Origin of the sequence: Oscillochloris sp. ZM17-4, from assembly GCF_019599295.1 — a bacterium.
Taxonomy (GTDB): domain Bacteria; phylum Chloroflexota; class Chloroflexia; order Chloroflexales; family Chloroflexaceae; genus Oscillochloris.
Genome location: NZ_JAIEWN010000010.1, coordinates 134,552 through 152,755, shown reverse-complemented (window position 1 = coordinate 152,755; position 18,204 = coordinate 134,552). Strand labels below are relative to the sequence as shown.

Below are 18,204 nucleotides of genomic sequence, written 5' to 3'. Positions count from 1 at the left end.
TAGATATTCGGCGCGTAGTCGGCCGTAATCGGCACCTCCAGCAGCTCGGTCGTCCCGGCGATGCTGAGGATGCGGTGCGAGATCACCTCGCCGCGCTCGATCGTCAGCAGGGCCGTGCTGCCCTTGTAGGGCGCGGTCACCAGGATCTTGGCCGTGTCGCCGGGCTTGTAGCTGGTCTGGTCGGCGATCAGGTCGATCCGGTTCGAGTCATTCACGCCCCAGAAGGCGTCGCCGCCGGCGGCCCAGACGAAGGCGCTGGACTGCACCGTCCGCCCGCCGTCGTCCTTGCCCGTCGCGCCGATCCGGTAGGAGCCGGCCTCGCGCGGGGTGAAGCTGATCTGCGCCCGGCCCTGGGCGTCCGTGGTGGCCGGGATGGTCTGCTGGAGGGTGTCGGTGTAGGCCGAGGTGAAGTAGAACTGGCCGTCCGGCCCCTGCTCGCGCACGCTGTACCACTCGCGCTGGTAGACGCCCACCTCCACCGCGCGCCCGGCCACCGGCTGGCCCTGCGGGTCGAGGGTGATCAGGTCAACCTGCTGCGGCTGGCCGATCTGGGCCACGTAGCCCGCCGGGCGCAGGCCGAGGTAGAAGGCCCCCACGTGCAGGCGCAGGTCGCCCTGGCCGGCGATCACCTGGCCGTCGATGTCGGTCACCTCGATGTCCAGGGTCAGCGCGCGGCTGTGCGGGTCGCTGGCGGTGCCGGCCGGCAGGCTCAGGGCGAAGCGGCCCTGGGCGTCGGTGGTCGCCTCGCCCTCGGCCACCAGATCGCCGCCGCTGGCCGGCGGGCCGTCGAACCAGCGGTACGAGGCGTAGGCGTCGTCGAGGTTCTCGAACTGGTAGCCCGGCGCCGCGTCGGCGCTGAAGTAGTAGGGGTTGGCCAGCAGCCGCCAGTGCAGCGGCGCGTTGGCCAGCACGCCCCCGGCGAAGTAGCGCGCCGTGGCCGTGGCCACGATCGGCTCGCCCATCAGCACGTCCTCGCGGTCCGGCTGCACGCTGATCTCGAAGACCGGCTTGCGGTACTCGGCCACGCCGAAGCTGCCGTAGGTGCCGTAGTAGGAGCTGTCGCCCACGAGCTGGGCGCTCATGAAGTAGCTGCCCAGGGGCGCGTCCCCGCTCAGCGGCAGGTCGGCGCTGAAGGTGCCGAACGGGCTCAGCTCCAGGGTCGAGGAGTAGACCTGGTTGCCGTTCGAGTCGCTGACGGTCAGGCTGGCCAGCCGATCCGCGCCGGGAATCGTGTAGCGCCCGTCATCGTCAAGGCGCAGCACCCCGCGCATATGCACCGGCTCGCCCGGCCGGTAGATCGGCCGGTCCGTGCTCAGGCTGCCCACCACGGCGGCCCGGTCGATGCTGGCCGGCAGCGAGAAGCTCCAGGGGTCGATGCCGTCGCTCCAGACGGTGCTGCCGAAGGCGAAGGGCGCGCCCTCGGCCGACCAGATGTAGATCGGGTCGTAGGGGTTGTCCGCCGCGTAGTCCGCCTGCACCACCCCGTCGGCGTCCGTGATCCCCAGGCTCGCCACCTCGCCCATGCGCTGCCCGCCGTCCGCGTAGGTCATGGCCGCCGCCTGGATCGCCTGGCCCGCCGTCGGCCTGCCGCTGGCCAGGTCCACCGCCCAGACGAAGAGCTTATCCGCGCTGCGCTTGACCGTCAGGGTCGTCGGGCTGACCAGCATCAGCTGGCGCTCGACCTGCCCGGCCCCGCGAGCCTCCAGCAGGTAGGCCCCGGCCTCCAGGCTGCCCATGTCGAGCAGAGTCAGGTTGACCCGGTTGCGCGGCCCCTGCGGCGCGAGCGTGTCGCTCTTGATCGCGCCGCCCGCCGGCGCGAAGGCCCGCCACTGATCATCGTCCTGGGTGGCCGCGACCAGCGCGCCCAGCCGGGCGCGCTCCACCCGGTAGAGGTCGTAGCTCACGCTGTCGGTGTTCACCGTCTGCAGCGGGACGCGCGCCGGCGCGTAGCTGCTGTAGGTCATCATGCGGCCGCCGCCGACGAGGTTCAGCGAGGGCGGCAGCGCCGCGGTGCGGAAGCTGATCGTCGTGTCCTGGCCCAGCGTGCTGCCGTAGAGGTCGCTCGCCGCCGCGCCGACGGTGATCGTGTAGTCGCGCTCGGCCTCCATCGTCAGGTAGAGGGAGAGCTCGCCGTCGTAGGTTCCGGTGTAGACCTCGGTCGGCTGCGGGTCGATCGTCAGGCTCTTCTGCACCGAGGCCCAGTCCATCGGCTCGCTGAAGCGCAGGTTGATCGAGTCGTTCGGGCTGACGCCCCGCGCGCCGCTGGCCGGTGTGCTGTCGAGCAGGGCCGGCAGCGGGGCGACGGTGAAGGTGGCCGAGAAGGGCTGGGCCAGGGCCGCGCCGCCCTGGGCGGATCGCGCGCTGGCGCGCACGATCAGGCTGTAGATCGCGCCGCGCGTCAGCGGGGCGGCCGGTGTGAATGTCACCGTGAAGCCGCTCACATAGGGGTTGTCGTAGTTCTGGCCGCCCTGGCGGAAGACCTGGGCCGGCTTCGCCGCCACCGACAGGCTTCCCGGCACGCTGGCTCCGCTGGGGTCGAGCAGGGCTACCGCCCCGCCCAGGCTGCCCATGTCCATCGGCTGGTTGAACACAATGCTCAGCGGCCCGCTCGGGCTGGCGAATGCCTCCCCGTCGGCCGGGAGCGAGCCGTAGGCCAGCGGTGCCACCGTGGTGAAGCTCCAGCTGAAGGCGTCGCGCAGCTGCCCGCCGGTCTGGTCGGCCAGCCCGGCCGCCACGCTGGCGGTGTAGGTGGTGGCCGGCTCCAGCGGCGTGGTGGGCGAGATAATGAAGGTGCTGGTGTCCAGCCAGCGGCCCACGCCCGCCACCGCCGGGCTGATCGTCAGCGGCTGCGGCAGGCTCGCCTGGGCCGAGGGGCTGACCAGGGCCACAACCGGGTGGTTGAAGTGGACGGCGATCTGCTGGGTGGTGGTGATGATGTCGCTGGCATCGGCGGCCGGGATCACTTGGGCCACGCTCAGGTCGCCGATCACGCCAAACTCCCAGCTCAGCGGCTGGCTGTTGATCGCCGCACCGCTCGCCGCCAGCACCCCCGGCTGGATCGTCGCCACGTAGCGCCCGCCCCGCGTCAGCGCCGAGGCCGGCTTGAAGATGAAGCGGTCGGCCTGAGAATCCACCGTCCCCGCCACCGGCGCGCCGCTGGCCGCGTCGGCCAGGACAAAGCGCTGCGCCGCCGAGGCCACGTCCACGCCCCGGGCCAGACGCACCTCGACCGGCTGGCCGGCCGCCACGTCCTGCTCCTGGTCGAAGGGCCGGGTCGAGGCCAGCACGCTGGCCGCCGTGCTGAAGCCCCAGCTGAAGGGCTGCTCCATGCGCGCCGCGCCGTCGGCGCTGACCTGGGCCGGCACCGTGACGGTGTAGCTCGTCGCCGCGCCCCAGCCGCCCTCGGGCGAGAAGACATAGCGCGTGGGCGAGAGCCACTGGCCCGCCCCGGCGATGGCGGGCGTGAAGGCCAGCGGCTGCGGCAGATCCGCCGCCTGGCGCGGGTCCTCGGCCGCCGCCCGCACCTGCTCCGCGCTCACCACCGGTGAGTCGAAGATCACCGTCAGCGGCGCGTTCGCCGCGATCTCTTTGGCCCCATCCTGCGGGCCGACCTCGGCCACCGCCACGAAGGGCTGCGTGGTGAATCCCACGCTCACCGGCTGCTCCAGCTGCCGGCCAAAGCTGTTCTTCACCGCCCCGATCGTCAGGCGGTAGCCCGCCCCGTAGGCCAGCCCGCCCTCGGGCCGGATCGTCACTGTGGCACCCGAGGCGCTGGCCGCGAAGGCGGCCGGCGGGTCGAGCTGGATGGCATCTGCGAGCGAGGACTCCTGCACCGGCTGGTCGAAGGTGATGGTGATCTCGGCCTGCGGGTTAGCGTGGTCCGACCCGTCGGCCGGGCTGACGCTGAGCACCTGCGGCCCGCGCAGCAGCTGCGGGCCGACGGCGACCCCGCCGCCGATCAGGCCGATGACGGCGAGCACCGCCAGGGCGATCAGCCCGCCGCGCGGTGTGAGAAGAGAGCGAAGACGGCTCATAACATCCTCCCGGTGGGGGTATGGGGGCGGCTTCGCCGCCCCCACAATATTTTTTGTTCTGGTTTGGCGGCGAAGCCGCCAAACCAGAACAAAGAGCAGGTCTGGGGCGCAGCCCCAGAAGGCCTTATCTGATCACCGTAAAGCGCACCTCGGCGCTGCGGGCGCCGCCCGCCTCGGCCCAGGCCCGGTGCTCGCCCGGCGCGAGCTGCCAGAAGGCGTGGTAGGGCGGCCCGCTGAGTTGTGCAACTGGCTCTCCATCAATGACGATGGTGAGGGCCGAATTTGTTCCCCCGCCGACCGCCTCGATCACGATCTGCTGGCGATCCGCCGGCACCCCCGCGCTCATCCGGTAGACCGAGCCGGCGGCCGGGCTGATCAGGGTCGGGCCGGCCGCCACATCCCCGGCCGATACATTGGCTTGCGGGGCTGTCGGCGTGGGGCCGCCCTCCTGCCGGCAGGGCTGGGCCGGCGGCGCGGGGATGCCGTTCTCCCGGCCCCAGGCCGCCGCCTCAGGCGGCAGCCGCCGGAAGATCCGCGTTGTCGTTCTGGCGGCCGGGTAGCCCGCCGGGGCCAGGCAGCCCAGCAGCCGGTCCACCCGCAGCGCCACGTGGGTCGTGTCAGGCTGGCGCGGCTCCGTCCCCGCCACGAAGCGCTCCAGCCGGGATGCGGGGCATGCCGGCCCCGGCAGCATCCCGCCCTCGGCGCAGACGCTCAGCTCGACGATCCCCGCCGGCCGGGCGAAGTCGCGCGCCGGCAGGCCACGGTGCGCGGCCAGCATCACATCGTGCCAGACCGGCCCGGCCCCGCTGATCCCGCTCACGTCCTTCATCGGCTCGCCGTCGGCGTTGCCCACCCACACCCCCACCGCCCGGTCCGGCGTGTAGCCCACCGTCCAGTTATCGCGCCAGTCGGTCGTCGTGCCCGTCTTCGCCGCCGCCGGCCGGCCGATGTCCAGCGGGCTCTCGACGCCGAAGGCCCGCATCCGGGCGTAGCGATCCGAGAGAATGTCGCTGATCAGGTAGGCCACCTGCGGCGAGAGGGCTGGCTCAGGCCCGGCGTGCCCCGGCGTCGCCGCGCCAGAGATTGACATAACAGAATAGGGCGTCACCCGGCTGCCGCCGTTGGCGAAGGCCGCGAAGGCCGCCGTCAGCTCCAGGGGCCGCAGCTCCCCGCTGCCCAGGGTCAGCGAGAGCCCGTAGCGCGCCGAGTCCTGGCCGAGCGAGGTGATCCCCAGGCGCTGCGCCATCTCCAGCAGGGCCGGCACGCCAATGTGGTCAAGGGCGCGCACCGCCGCCACATTCGAGGATGTCGCCAGGGCCTCGCGCAGGCTGAGCGGGCCGTGGAAGGTCGAGTCATAGTTCTCCGGGGCGTAGGGCCGGCCCTCGCGGGTCGCAAACGAGCTCGGCACATCGAGGATCGTCGTCGCCGGCGTCCAGCCGCGCTCCAGGGCGGCCGCGTAGGTCAGCGGCTTGATCGCCGAGCCTGGCTGGCGCAGGGCCAGGGCGGCGTTCACCTGCCCGGCGCTCGCCCGGTCGGCGAAGTCCGGGCTACCCACCATCGCAAGAATCGCGCCATCGCGCGGGTCGAGCACCACCACCGCGCCGCCGCTCACCCGGTGGGGCAGCCCGCCGTCGCGCGGGCTGCTCAGCCGCTCGATCTGGCGGCGCAGGACCTCCTGGGCCGCGTCCTGCAGGTCGGCGTCCAGGGTCGTGGTGATCGTCAGCCCGCCGCGCAGCACCGTGTCGGGGCCGAGCGCGGCGGTGAGCGTGTCGAGCACATAGCCCACAAAGTGCGGGGCGCGCATCTCCGCCGCCGCGCCATGCAGCTGGAGCGGCTCGGCCTTGGCCCGCTCAGCCTCCTCGGCCGTGATGAAGCCCTCGCGCGCCATCGCGTCGAGCACCTGGGCCTGGCGGGCCGCCGCCAGATCGGGCTGGCTGAACGGGTCGTAGCGGCCGGGCGCCTGGGGCAGCCCCGCCAGCAGCGCCGCCTCGGCCAGATCCAGGTCGCTTGCCGGCTTGCCGAAGGTGCGCTGGGCCGCCGCCTCCACCCCATAGCTTAGGCCGCCGTAGTAGACCTGGTTCAGGTACATGGACAAGATCTCGCCCTTGCCAAAGCTGGCGCTCAGCTTGAGGGCCAGCACCGCCTCGCGCAGCTTGCGGCCGAGGCTCTGCCGCTGGGCCTCGCGCGGGTCGAGCAGGATCGTCCGCGCCAGCTGCTGGGTGATCGTCGAGCCGCCGGCCACGATCTCGCCGCTGCGCAGGTTCTGCCAGGCCGCCCGCGCGATCCCGCGCAGGTCGACGCCGGGGTTCTGGTAGAAGCTCGCATCCTCGACGGCCACCGTGGCCTGCTGGAGGGCCAGCGGGATCGCGGAAAGCGGCACCGGCTGCTGCCGGCCGCTGAGCGGGTCGGGCACCGCGTAGAGCAGCCGGCCGCCCCGGTCGAGGATGCGCGTGTTCCCCAGGCTCGCCCGCGCCCAGATCTGCCCCGGCTCCGGCAGCGGCGTGGAGACCCACAGGTAGCCGCCAAACAGCAGCCCGGCCAGCAGCAGCAGCCCAGCGATGCGCAGGGCCGGCCGCCATAGTCGGCGTGTCGCAATAGTTTGTGCTCTGGGCTGGCGTGCCATCACTCAACACTTAACACTCAACACTCAACACTCTGCCCGAATCATAGCACTTTGTTCGCCGGTCGTACTCTGATAGCCAGATTATGCGTAGCTATCAGCTATCAGCTATCGGCTATCAGCTATCGGCTATCAGCTATCGGCTATCGGCTATCTCCTCCCCGTGCTATAATGCCGCCGGCATTCGTAACGGCATACAGTAAGGAGTGACGTGTGGCACACCAGTGGAGCAGCCCGCCGGCGCTGACGATCGACAAGACCAAGACCTACAAAGTTACCATAGATACCACTAAAGGCGATATCGAGCTCGAGCTCTATCCCCAGAGCGCCCCGCTGACCGTGAACAACTTTGTCTTCCTGGCGGGCCAGGGCTTCTACAACGGGCTGAAGTTCCACCGCGTGATCAGCAACTTCATGATCCAGGGCGGCGACCCCACCGGCACTGGCAGCGGCGGCCCCGGCTACAAGTTCGCCGACGAGGTGCGCGGCAACCCGCTCACCCACCAGACCGGCGTGATCTCGATGGCGAACGCTGGCCCGAACACCAACGGCAGCCAGTTCTTCATCACCCACGCGCCCCAGCCCCACCTCGATGGCAAGCACACCGTCTTCGGCCGCGTCACCAGCGGCATGGATGTGGTCAACGCCATCCGCCAGGGCGACGTGATGGTCGATGTCTCTGTCGCCGAGGCGTAGCTGCGCCCGGTGAGGGTGTGCGAGAGCGACGCTCTCCCACACAACACAAATGGTGCAATACCGCAGAAGTCACGCGGTGACCCGACCGCGCCCGGCCCGTAAACGGGCGGGCTAGGGTTTGCGAAGGCCGCCTGCGCGGCCTCAGACAGGCCGCGCAGGCGGCCTTCGCATTGGGCGCCCGGTGACGATCTGCGCGTCCAGGGCGGCAGGGACGCCGGTTGCGCCAGTGCTATCCTTCCATCCCGGGGTGCCCCAGATCCAGTCGCCCGCGTTCAGCGCGCCGGGCTGGTTCGGGTAGTCGACTGGCGCGGTTCCCAGAACTGGCCAGGGAGCCTCCTCAAAGCCCGATCCATAGTTGCCCTCGCCGCTCAGCGAGTTCACCAGCGCCTGCCCGCTGGTCGCCGGGATGCCCCCTGGCGCAAAGCTCTCGTTCCAGCGCAGGTAGGCGAAGCCGCCGGGCATGCTGTCGGTGGTGACGTAGAGTCGGCGCTGGATCTGGCCGTTGCTCAGTACCTTGTACTCGTTGGGGTTAGTCGTGTCAACGCCGAGATTGTTGAAGGTGTCCCCCGTGATCGTCGCCGTGTCGATCCCGATCGGATAGACCCCGGTGCAGGGTTCTGTCGGCGTTGTCGTCGCGGTGGCGGTGGCGGTGCTGGTGGCGGTGGCCGTGAGGTCGGTCGGCACCGGGGCCTGGCCTTGACCCGAGCCATCGCTGACGAGCAGTGGCAGGTAGACGGTATTGCCCGTGTCGGCTCGGGCGATACTCAGCAGCGTGGCGAAGGCCAGTAGTGCGGTCAGAGCCATGAAGAAGCGACGATGGTGCGGCATAGCGTTTCTCCTACGATTCCACCATGAAGGAGTATAACCGGAGAATTTGCTATGTAAATACCTGTACGGGTGACAGTTTTTTTAAGACGTATTGAGCTTTTCTATCTGCCCCCCTTATCGCAGAACCCTACAGCGCCTCAAGCGCGGCGCGCACGAGGGCGAGCTCTGCGGCAACCTCGTCAAGCGCCGCGCCGGCATCGCTCAGACCGCCATCCGCCGCGCGCCGCTCCAGATCGCGGCAGAGGGCCTCCAGCGCGCGCGCCCCGAAGGTGTTGGCGTTCGATTTGAGCGTGTGCATGGCCCGGCGCATGGTGGGTCGGTCGTCTCGCCCGATCGCCACGCGCGCGCTGGCCAGGAGCGCGTCGCCGCTCTCGATGAACGTCCTGATCAGCGCGGGCATGACGGCGACGCCCTGATCTCCCAGGGCGCTGGCCAGCTGCTGGATGACGGCCCTGTCGATCGCCTGGGGCGCGCTGTCGGCCGCCGCACCATGGGTGCTCTGGGGAGTCATGGGTGATGGATCCTGTCCTGGGTGGCGCTCAGCCAATTGCTATGCGAAATCCGAAGCTGCTCCCCACGCCGGGTGTGCTGCGGGCCAGCAGCTTGCCGCGGTGGGCCTTGATGATGCAGCTCACCAGCGCCAGCCCCATCCCCAGCCCCTCTACGCCGCGCTGCACGTCGTCGCTCGTCTGCGCGAACACATCCCAGATCGTCTCCAGCTTATCCTGGGCGATCCCCGGGCCATCATCCTCAATCATCAGCGTGAGCTGCCCGCCCTGCGCCGCGCAGCTTAGGCGGACATGCCCGCCGGGCTGGCTAACCTTGATCGCGTTGTGTACCAGGTGATGGATCGCCTCGCTGAGCTGCTCATGATCGACCGACATCATCGGCAGCGGCTCGGCGATCACATAGCTCAGCTCCACCTCCCGCGTCTCGGCGAGGCGCTGGAGCGGGGCGGTGCTCTCGCGGATCATGGCGGCCATATCAGTCGGCTCGGGCTGGGGCGCAGTGAGCTTGCTGACCAGCGACGCGTAGCTGATCACGCTGTCGATCATCTGTCGCCCCGCCGCCAGCTGCCGATCAAGCTGGCCCGCCTCCACACACACCTCGGCCAGCATCTGGCGCTCGGCGTAGCGCTGGATCAGCTGGGCCGTGAGCCCGACCGAGACGAAGGGGCTGCGCAGCTCGTGGGTGATCTTGCCGATCAGGGCCGACTTAAACTGGCTCTCCTGCTTCAGCTGCCGCTCGCGGGCCTCGACCTCGCGCGCCATCTGCGTGAAGACGCGGGCCAGCTGGCCGAGGGCGTCCCCGCGCGCCGCGACCGGCCCCAGGCTGGCGGCATCGAAGCGCTTGGCCTCGATCGCTGCGGCAGCGTCGGTGATCCGGCGCACCTGGTGCAGGTACTCGGCCTCCTGGTCGTGCAGGCGCTTGGCCGCCAGCGAGGCGTTGATCCGCGCCCGCAGCAGCATCGGGTTGAAGGGCCGGGCCAGGTGATCGGTGGCCCCCATCTCGATGCAGTGCGTGATGTTCTCCATCTCGTCGAGCGCCGAGATCACGATCACCGGAATGTGCCGCAGCTCGCTGTCGGCCTGGAGCAGCGTGAGCACCTGGAAGCCATCCATCTCGGGCATGAGCAGATCCAGCAGCACGATGTCGAAGGGCCGCTCGCGCAGCATCGCGATGGCGGCCAGCCCATGCTCCGCCGTCTCAACCTGATGGCCCTCCTGCTGAAGCTGGATGCGCAGGATGGTGCGGTTGATCTCATTGTCATCGACGACCAGGATCGTTCCAGGGTATGCTGGCATTGCTCGCTCGGGGTGTGGGGAGAAGCTGTGGGTGTGGCCGCCGCTCGTTCTTGAGGCCATGTTCGCACGTGCTCACGAGCATAACAAGGGCGTATTACCAGTAGGGGAAGAAAAAGGGCACGGCATTTTAGCGCATTATGAAGAGGTTTCTTGTGCATTCGGTGTTCATGCGCTGTGTTGCGGCGTTCTCTATTGACGTTGCCCTTAAGGTGTCTATAATGCAATCTTAACACACCCCTTTCCAAATTCACCGCCCATCCCGCCCACCCCCAGGGCGGCCTCGACGGTCCAGTCAAGGAGGACAACCATGCGAGCGTATGGCCCGGAAAGGATCCACAATATCGGCATATTTGGTCACCTCGGCAGCGGGAAGACCACGCTGGCCGAGGCAATGCTGATGACCGCCCACGCCATCCCGCGCATGGGGCGCGTCGAGGACGGCTCGACTACGAGCGATTACGATCCCGACGAAGCCCGCCGCGGGATTTCTGTGTCCCTCTCTGTGCTGCCCCTCGAATGGCACGATGACAAGGTGAACCTGATCGATGCCCCCGGCTTCGCCGACTTCGCCGGCGATATGGCCGCCGCCATGCGTGTGATCGACGGCGCCGTCATCGTCCTCGACGCCTCCGCCGGCGTGGAGGTCGGCACCGAGATCGCCTGGGAGATGGCCATCCAGAACAAGGTGCCGCGCCTGATCTTTGTCAACAAGCTCGACCGCGACAACGCCAACTTCTACCGCACCATCGAGCACGCCCGCGAGGTTCTCGACGCCGCTGTCATCCCGATGCAGATCCCGATCGGCACCGGCAAAGATTTTCAGGGCCTGATCTCGCTCCGCCAGCAGCGTGCCTGGCTCGTCTCGCCCCAGCACGACGGCGGATTTGTCGAGGCCGACGTCCCCGCCGAGATGAACGCGCTGATGCACGAGTGGCGCACCGCGCTGATCGATAAGATCGCCGCAACCAACGACCACCTGATCGAGCGCTATCTGGAGGGCGGCGAGGATGCGCTGACCCTCGATGAGCTGCTGATCGGCCTGCGCACCGGGATCGCCGATGGCTCGATCGTCCCCGTCTTCTGCGGCTCGGCCACCGAGGTCGCCGGCATCGCCCAGCTGCTCACCGGGATCGTCGACTCGATCCCCTCGGCCGCCCGTAAGCTGGTGCATGTCACCGACATCAACACCGGCGCCGACTTCACGCTCAACGCCGCCAGCAGCGAGCCGTTCAGCGCCCTCGTCTTCAAGACGGTCTCCGACACCTACGGCAGGCTCAGCTTCTTCCGGGTCTACAGCGGCGAGCTCCACGGCAACACCAGCCTGCTCAACTCGCGCACCCGCAAGGAGGAGCGCGTCGCCCACGTCTACAGCGTGCGCGGTAAGGAGCAGGCCGAGATCGATGTGGTCGGCGCCGGTGATATCGGCGTGATCACCAAGCTGGTCGATACGGCGACCAACGACACGCTTAGCACCGCCGCCCACCCGCTCCAGCTCGACCCGATCAGCTTCCCGGCTGCGCCCTTCGTCGCCACCGTCAAGCCCCATAGCCGCGCCGACCTCGATAAGCTCGGCGTCGCCCTCGGCCGCATGATCGAGGAGGATCCCATCCTCCGCACTGACCGCGACCACCAGACGGGCGAGACGCTGCTGATCGGCCTCGGCGAGAGCCACCTGGGCATTGTCGCCGAGCGCATGAAGCGCAAGTTCGATGTCAGTATCGACATTGAGCTGCCGCGCATCCCCTACCGCGAGACGATCCGCGGCAAGGCAGAGGCCCAGTACCGCCACAAGAAGCAGACCGGCGGCGCCGGCCAGTTCGCCGATGTTAGCCTGCGCGTCGAGCCGCTGGAGCCCGACCCTGATCGCGAGGATCCGCTGGAGTTTGTCAACGCGGTCGTCGGCGGCGTGATCTCGCGCGGCTTCATGCCGGCGATCGAGAAGGGCGTGCGCGAGGCTATGGCCGACGGCGTCCTCTCAGGCTGCCCGCTGCTCGACGTGCGCGTGGCCGTCTTCGACGGCAAAGAGCACCCGGTCGACAGCAAGGAGATCGCCTTCAAGAGCGCCGGCAAGGAGGCCTTCAAGCTCGCCGCCGCCAAGGCCCACCCGGCGATCACCGAGCCGATCTACCACATGGAGATCATCGTCCCCGACCAGTTCGCCGGCGATATCATGAGCGATATGAGCACCCGTCGCGGGCGCGTCCAGGGCATGCTGCCCGCCGGCAACGGCAAGACGACGATCACCGCCCAGGCGCCGCTGGCTGAGATCCAGCGCTACGCCACCGACCTCAAGGGGATGACCCAGGGCCGCGGGCGCTTCTCGGTGGCCTTCGACCACTACGAGGACGTCCCGCCGCACCTGGTGGATGGCATCATCGCCGCCCACAAGAAGGATGTCGATGCGGCCCACGCGCACTAGATCACTGCGCCACTGAGGTGATCAACAAGCGGGGTGGTCGATGCCTAGCATCGACCACCCCGCTTTCGTTCAATGCGCGGCTCTGGCACGCACCTTAGCGGCTCAGTGATCTACGGCGTGTAGATGTAGCCCTGCATGGTGGCCTGGTAGGTTGCCATGCCGCTCGCGTCCGGATCGCCGAGCTGCTCGATCGTGCCGCTTATCGGGCTCGGCGGCGAGTTGGGGTTGACCAGGGTGCCCTCGCCATACTGCGCCTTCGCTGTCGTCGCGAAGGCTGCGCGCAAGGCGTTTGTGATCTCCTGGTTGCTCGATCCGGCGGGGACCTGGATCGTCACGGTGATCTGCACCAGTTGCGAGGTCAGGTTCGTGGGTGCGCTGGTCGGCACCAGGTTGGTCAGCGGGGCCAGGTAGGGCTCGGCCCAGGCCGGGCGGGCCACGTACACGTAGGCGCCCAGGCCGATCGTGGCCACCACCAGCAGCGCGATCATCCAGCTGACAAACGCCGCGATGCCGGCCAGAAGGCCGCGCCGGCGTCGGGCGGGCTGCTGCGGCGAGGGCGTCGGGACGGGCGGCCGCTGCGGCGTCGGCTGCGGGGGCGGCGTCGGGCGGGCCGGCGCCGGCTTGGCCGCCGGGGCTGCCGCGCCGGCCATCGCAGGGGCGCCGGACACCTGGGCCGCAGCGGCGGCCGGCAGCGTCACCGTCGGCTGGGCAACCCGCACCTGGGCCGGCCGGCGCGCCCGCTCGGGGCGCAGCGCGTCCCAGAACTCGGTCATCGTCGCGAAGCGGTCCTGCGGCACCTTCTGGAGCGCCCGCTGGAGCGCCTCGCTCGTGCGCTTCGAGACGCTGGAGTTCACGCTGTTTGCCGGCGGGAAGTCGAAGGGCATCTGCTCCGTCGGGTCGCGGCCGGTCAGCAGGTGGTGCAGCGTCGCCCCCAGAGCGTAGATATCGGAGGCGGGCGTGGCCAGCCCCTGGTACTGCTCGGGCGGGGCGTAGCCCGGCGTGCCGATCTGCGTGCCGCGCTCGGTGGGCTTGAACAGCTTGGTGATCCCGAAGTCCACCAGCTTCACGCCGCCCGAGGCATCCTCGATCATCACGTTCGAGGGCTTCATATCGCGGTAGATCAGGTTCTTGCCATGCAGGTACACCAGCACATCGCAGATCTGGTCGGCGTAGGCCAGCACCTGATCCTCGGGCAGCAGGCCCCGATCCTCGGCGATCTGCTCTAGATCCTTGCCGCGGATAAAGTCCATCGTCAGGTAGTGCCGGCCCTCGTCGGTGAAGTGGCTGTAGATCCGCGGGATGCGCGGGTGGCTCATGCCCTTCAGCAGCTCGGCCTCGGCGTTGAATCGCTCGATCGCCTCGGTGCGCTCCTTCGGGTCGGTGAACTTGTCCAGCATCTCCTTGATCGCGAAGACCTGGCCGCTCTCATCGATCCCCTCGTAGACCGCGCCCTGCCCACCCTGCTTGATCACGCGCGTGATCACATAGCGCCGGCCGTCGGTCGGCTTATCGTTATTCAGCACAATATCGCTGCCGCAGTGCTGGCAGAAGCGGGCGCGGCGCAGGTTCTGCTTATGACAGATCGGGCAGAGGATCTGGTTGACCTCAGCCATAACGCTCCAGATAGGCTTGGCGAGGGCGACGGGCGCTCCTGCCGTTCGGGCATAGGTGGGCATCGTGCCGCCTCCAGGGTAGCATAGGCGGCACCTCCCGGCAAGGGCGGCCGCACATCCTATCTACGTCTGTGACGGCCATTTTGTTGCATATACGCGATGCCAACCCCCAACCCCCAACCCCCAACCCCCACCTCCCACCTACGACCAGTCCTTCATCCGGTAGCCTAGCCACCCCATCGCCGAGAGGTCGTCCCGCCAGTTCTCGCGGACCTTCACCCACAGCTCCAGGAAGACTTTCTGGCCCAGCATCAGCTCGATATCCTGGCGGGCCGAGCTGCCGATCCGCTTGAGCATCGTGCCGCCCGCGCCGATCAGGATGCCCTTCTGGCTATCCTTCTCCACATTGATCGACATGCGGATATAGGTGGCCGCATCCTTCTGCTCCCACTCGTCCACCTCGACGGCCACGGCGTGCGGCACCTCCTGCTGGATGAAGTAGAGCACCTTCTCGCGCACCAGCTCGCCGGCCAGCTGCTGCTCGTTCTGGTCGGTCACCTGATCGGTCGGGTAGAGCGGCTCGCCCTGCGGCAGGCGGGCCACGATCTCATCGAGCAGCTGGCTCAGGCCGTGGCCGCGCCGCGCCGAGATCGCCAGCTCCATCGCCCAGCGCCCCAGGTCGCGGTACTCCTCCATGTAGGTTGCGCCCCGCCGCGGCGGCACGTCCACCTTGTTGAGCAGCAGCAGCTTGTGCCCGCGCGCGCGCTGCACCTGCTCGGCGATCTTGCGGTCGAGCTGGCTGGGCGGCTGGCTGATATCGACCATAAAGCAGATCACGTCGGCGCCCGGCAGGCTGCGCTCGGCCAGGTCGACCATAAACTTGCCCATCTTATGGCTCGGCTGGTGGATCCCCGGCGTGTCGATGAACACCACCTGCGCGTCCGGCCGGCTCAGGATGCCGCGCACCGGCACCCGCGTCGTCTGCGCCCGCGGCGAGACGATCGTCACCTTCTGGCCGAGCAGCTGGTTCAGCAGCGTGCTCTTGCCGACGTTCGGCTTGCCCACCAGGGCCACGAAGCCGGAGCGGAAGCTGGCGCCAGGAGGCAGGTGGCCGGAGGCAGATGGCAGGTTCGAATCCTGCGTCCCGCCACCTGCCTCCTGCCCCTCGCCACCTGCCTCCTGCCCCTCGCCACCTGCCTCCTGCCCCTCGCCACCTGCCTCCTGCGGAGCAAACACCACCGGCCCCTCGCCGGCCTGGGGCTCCTCATCGAGGGCGACCATCGCCGACGTCAGGTGGGCCAGCCGCTCGGGGGTCAGCCACGATTCCGGCGGCGCCAGCTCCACCCCCAGGATGCGCTCGTCCTCGTCCAGGTCGAGGATCGCCGTCTGCTCCAGCGGCTCTGCGCTCGCCGCCACAGCGCCCGGGACCAGGATGGAGAGGAATCCAGTCTCCATATCCAGCCGGCCGAACTCATCGTCAAGGGCCAGCGCCAGCTGGTCGAGCGTGATCTCATCGTCCAGGTCAAGGCGCAGGCCGACCACCTGGCCGGCGTCGTCGAGCAGCAGGCTGGCCGGGTACTCCAGGGTGTAGACCGCCTGGCCCGCCTCAAGCTCGGTGAAGTAGGCGTACAGGGTACACGCCTCGGGATCGTGCGAAAATTGCAGCATAGTCTTTCTATAATCGTGTGTGGGCGCACTCGCGCCCCAGAATCAGTGCCTCAGTGATTCAGTGCCTCAGTGCTCTTTGGCTGGGACGCCGGCTTGGCCGGCTCCTCCTGCTCTCTCGTTGTCGTCGGCGGCGACGCCGGCGGCTCCGGCTGGTCGGTCATCTTGCGGTAGAGGTAGCTCAGCAGGATGCGCACCACCGCCGCCAGCGGGATCGAGATAAAGAGGCCGAAGGCCCCGCCGAGAGCCCCGCCGGCCAGGATGGCGAAGATCACCATCGCTGGGTGCAGCCGCACCAGCGGCCCCATAATATTCGGGATGATGAAGTGGTCCTCGATCTGGCGCAGCAGGAAATAGATCGCGCCGACCATCGCCGCCAGGCCGAGGCCCGACAATCCGAACGGGATCTCGGTCTGGAACAGCGTGGCGGTGATCGCGATCCCCGCCGCCGACCATGGCCCGATGATCGGCAGGATCTCCAGCGTGCCCGAGGCCACCGCGATCACCAGGGCGTAGGGCACCTGGAGGATCGAGAGCGGGATATAGAGCAGCACCGACATGATCACGATCAGCAGGAGCTGGCCGCGAATATAGGCGCTGAACACCGCATCGATCTGCCTGCCCAGGCTCCCGATCTCATCGCGGTAGGGCGCCGGGATGAGGTTCGATGACCAAGTTTTTAGCTGGCCGGCCTCAAGCAGCAGGTAGAAGGTGATGATCAGGTACACCAGGATGTAGATCACCGTCTCCAGGGCCGAGAAGACCAGCCGCGGCACATTGCCGCTCATCCAGGCACCCATATCGCGCACCACGCTGATCAGCTGATCTTCGAGGGGCGCCAGGTCGATCACAAAGCCGCCCAGCTCGATCTGCTCGCGGCCCTCGAAGAAGCTGCGGATCTCATTCACGAGCTGTGGTGCGGCGCGGGCCATATCGCGCGTCTGCTCCACAATAATCGGCCAGATCCAGATGAACAGGCCGTAGAACAGCAGAAAGGCCAGGACATACAGCACCACGATCCAGATCGCCCGGCCCATCCCCGTGCGTCGCTGGAGCCAGGTCACCAGCGGGTTGAAGAGATACGCGGTGATAATCGCCCCGATGAAGGGCGGCAGCACGTGCCTGATATGTTGAAAGAACAGGATCGTTAGAGCGACGATCACCGCCGTCGTAATAAGCTTATAGCGCGCCGAGAAGCGAATCGGCACTGACTCCTGCGACATAGTCGATCCTCTATAGCGGCGGGAAGAATCATTGAGCCTGTCGCAGCAAGGTGCGAGCGCAGCGAGCCACCAGATTCAGTGCCTCAGTGGCTCAAGCATTCCGCTTCAGTGCTCTCATGGGGCGTCGTCGTACCACACAGACACTAAAAACAGCATGCCCCGACCACCGCGCGTCGAGCCATGCTGACTATTATACCGCGTTCAGCTGTTTCAGGGCGTCACATATCGGAGGATGCGCGCCGCAGCGGGATATCCGCCTTCAGATGGTCATTCCCCTCGCCGCGCATCAGCGTCACCTCGATCTGATCCGGGTCAACCGATGGTAGGTATCGCGCCAGCACTTCGGCGATATCGAGCTTCATCTGCTCCTTCATCTCCGGCGTGAGCTTATAGCGGTCGTCCACGAGCACCGTCGCCAGGCGCTCCTTGGCCACATGGGCGCTGCGGTCGCGCCGCCCGCCGAATATCGAGTCGAAGAAGCCCACTGCTGTCCCTTTCCGCTACGAGCGGCGCCGGCCGAACATCCCTAACAGCCGCTCAAGCACGCCCTGCTGGTCGGTGATCGCCATAAACGGCACATCCTCGCCGCCGAGGCGCCGCGCAACATTGAGGAAGGCCCGCCCGGCGAGCGAGCCCTGGTCGTAGACCACCGCCTCGCCGCGGTTGGTCGAGGTGACGATCGCCTCGTCGTCGGGGACGATCCCGATCAGGTTGATCGCCAGCAGCTCCAGCACATCCTCGACCGAGAGCATCTCGCCGCGGTTCACCAGCCTCGGCTTGATCCGGTTGACGATCAGGTGCGGCGGCCCCTTCTCGGCCGCCTCAACCAGGCCGACGATCCGGTCGGCGTCGCGCACCGCCGAGACCTCGGGGGTGGTCACGATCACCACCTCGTCGGCACCGGCGATCGCATTGCGAAACCCGCCCTCGATCCCGGCCGGGCTGTCGATCAGCACGAAGTCGAACTCCTGGCGCAGCTGGTTTGTCAGCGCGATCATCTGGTCGGGGCTGACCGCGTCCTTGTCGCGGGTCTGCGCGGCGGGCATCAGGCAGAGCTCCGGCAGGCGCTTATCTTTGATCAGCGCCTGCCGGAGCCGAGCGCGGCCCTCCACCACATCAACCAGATCGTACACGATCCGGTTCTCCAGCCCCATCACCACATCGAGGTTGCGCAGCCCAATATCGGCGTCGATCACCGCCACCTTCGCCCCCTGCATGGCCAGGGCCGTCCCAAGGTTTGCGGTGGTGGTGGTCTTGCCGACGCCGCCCTTGCCCGATGTGATTGTGATGACACGCGCCAT

General features: G+C 68.2%; 12 protein-coding genes. 2 read left to right on the top strand and 10 right to left on the bottom strand.

All coding sequences use genetic code 11. From position 1 onward, the window contains the following. Window positions 1–4,034 (bottom strand): Ig-like domain-containing alpha-2-macroglobulin family protein (locus K2Z83_RS10510; protein ID WP_220595128.1); only part of this gene is annotated, 4,034 nt, incomplete at its 3' end. A 124-nt stretch (window positions 4,035–4,158) separates the two neighbouring features. Next, window positions 4,159–6,657, bottom strand: a complete 2,499-nt coding sequence (locus tag K2Z83_RS10505; RefSeq protein ID WP_220595127.1) for a transglycosylase domain-containing protein — start codon at window positions 6,655–6,657, stop codon at window positions 4,159–4,161. Window positions 6,658–6,867: 210 nt separating this feature from the next. Between K2Z83_RS10505 and K2Z83_RS10500 the strand changes: the two genes are divergently transcribed. Then, entirely contained in the window at window positions 6,868–7,350 is a 483-nt protein-coding gene (locus K2Z83_RS10500) for a peptidylprolyl isomerase (RefSeq protein ID WP_220595126.1), read from the top strand. A 141-nt stretch (window positions 7,351–7,491) separates the two neighbouring features. Here K2Z83_RS10500 and K2Z83_RS10495 read toward each other — a convergent pair whose 3' ends face one another. The 3 genes from K2Z83_RS10495 to K2Z83_RS10485 all read right to left on the bottom strand — a co-directional run bounded on the left by K2Z83_RS10495 (window position 7,492) and on the right by K2Z83_RS10485 (window position 10,043). Further along, entirely contained in the window at window positions 7,492–8,178 is a 687-nt protein-coding gene (locus K2Z83_RS10495; protein ID WP_220595125.1) for a hypothetical protein, read from the bottom strand. 127 nt (window positions 8,179–8,305) lie between these two features. Further along, window positions 8,306–8,689, bottom strand: coding sequence for an Hpt domain-containing protein (locus tag K2Z83_RS10490; RefSeq protein ID WP_220595124.1), 384 nt, complete (start codon window positions 8,687–8,689; stop codon window positions 8,306–8,308). Window positions 8,690–8,717: 28 nt separating this feature from the next. Beyond that, entirely contained in the window at window positions 8,718–10,043 is a 1,326-nt protein-coding gene (locus tag K2Z83_RS10485) for a hybrid sensor histidine kinase/response regulator (protein ID WP_220595123.1), read from the bottom strand. A 247-nt stretch (window positions 10,044–10,290) separates the two neighbouring features. Here K2Z83_RS10485 and fusA point away from each other — a divergent pair, with 247 nt between their 5' ends. After that, a complete protein-coding gene (gene fusA / locus K2Z83_RS10480) occupies window positions 10,291–12,402 on the top strand; it encodes an elongation factor G (protein ID WP_220595122.1) in 2,112 nt (703 codons plus the stop codon). Between the two features lie 110 nt (window positions 12,403–12,512). On the opposite strand, the gene K2Z83_RS10475 is transcribed toward fusA, so the two are convergent. The 5 genes from K2Z83_RS10475 to minD form a co-directional block, all read right to left on the bottom strand. Beyond that, the gene (locus K2Z83_RS10475) at window positions 12,513–14,015 is read right to left on the bottom strand and encodes a serine/threonine-protein kinase (protein ID WP_220595121.1); all 1,503 of its coding nucleotides are present in this window, start codon (window positions 14,013–14,015) and stop codon (window positions 12,513–12,515) included. 201 nt (window positions 14,016–14,216) lie between these two features. Continuing rightward, window positions 14,217–15,683 carry a GTPase Era gene (era, locus tag K2Z83_RS10470; RefSeq protein ID WP_220595120.1) on the bottom strand — a complete coding sequence of 489 codons (1,467 nt, stop codon included), beginning with the start codon at window positions 15,681–15,683 and terminating at the stop codon, window positions 14,217–14,219. A 50-nt stretch (window positions 15,684–15,733) separates the two neighbouring features. Then, entirely contained in the window at window positions 15,734–16,903 is a 1,170-nt protein-coding gene (locus K2Z83_RS10465) for an AI-2E family transporter (protein WP_220595119.1), read from the bottom strand. 218 nt (window positions 16,904–17,121) lie between these two features. Continuing rightward, window positions 17,122–17,388: a cell division topological specificity factor MinE gene (minE, locus tag K2Z83_RS10460; protein ID WP_220595118.1), complete on the bottom strand. Its 267-nt coding sequence runs from the start codon at window positions 17,386–17,388 to the stop codon at window positions 17,122–17,124. A 15-nt stretch (window positions 17,389–17,403) separates the two neighbouring features. Further along, window positions 17,404–18,204 (bottom strand): septum site-determining protein MinD, encoded by an 801-nt coding sequence (gene minD / locus K2Z83_RS10455; RefSeq protein WP_220595117.1) that lies wholly within the window; start codon window positions 18,202–18,204, stop codon window positions 17,404–17,406.

Bases quoted from the DNA above. Each gene is read 5' to 3' on its own strand.
- minD (WP_220595117.1), bottom strand. From the start codon at position 18,204: ATGGCGCGTGTCATCACAATCACATCGGGCAAGGGCGGCGTCGGCAAG.
- K2Z83_RS10485 (WP_220595123.1), bottom strand. From the start codon at position 10,043: ATGGCCTCAAGAACGAGCGGCGGCCACACCCACAGCTTCTCCCCACAC.
- fusA (WP_220595122.1), top strand. From the start codon at position 10,291: ATGCGAGCGTATGGCCCGGAAAGGATCCACAATATCGGCATATTTGGT.
- K2Z83_RS10505 (WP_220595127.1), bottom strand. From the start codon at position 6,657: ATGGCACGCCAGCCCAGAGCACAAACTATTGCGACACGCCGACTATGG.
- K2Z83_RS10490 (WP_220595124.1), bottom strand. From the start codon at position 8,689: ATGACTCCCCAGAGCACCCATGGTGCGGCGGCCGACAGCGCGCCCCAG.
- K2Z83_RS10465 (WP_220595119.1), bottom strand. From the start codon at position 16,903: ATGTCGCAGGAGTCAGTGCCGATTCGCTTCTCGGCGCGCTATAAGCTT.
- era (WP_220595120.1), bottom strand. From the start codon at position 15,683: ATGCTGCAATTTTCGCACGATCCCGAGGCGTGTACCCTGTACGCCTAC.
- K2Z83_RS10475 (WP_220595121.1), bottom strand. From the start codon at position 14,015: ATGGCTGAGGTCAACCAGATCCTCTGCCCGATCTGTCATAAGCAGAAC.
- K2Z83_RS10495 (WP_220595125.1), bottom strand. From the start codon at position 8,178: ATGCCGCACCATCGTCGCTTCTTCATGGCTCTGACCGCACTACTGGCC.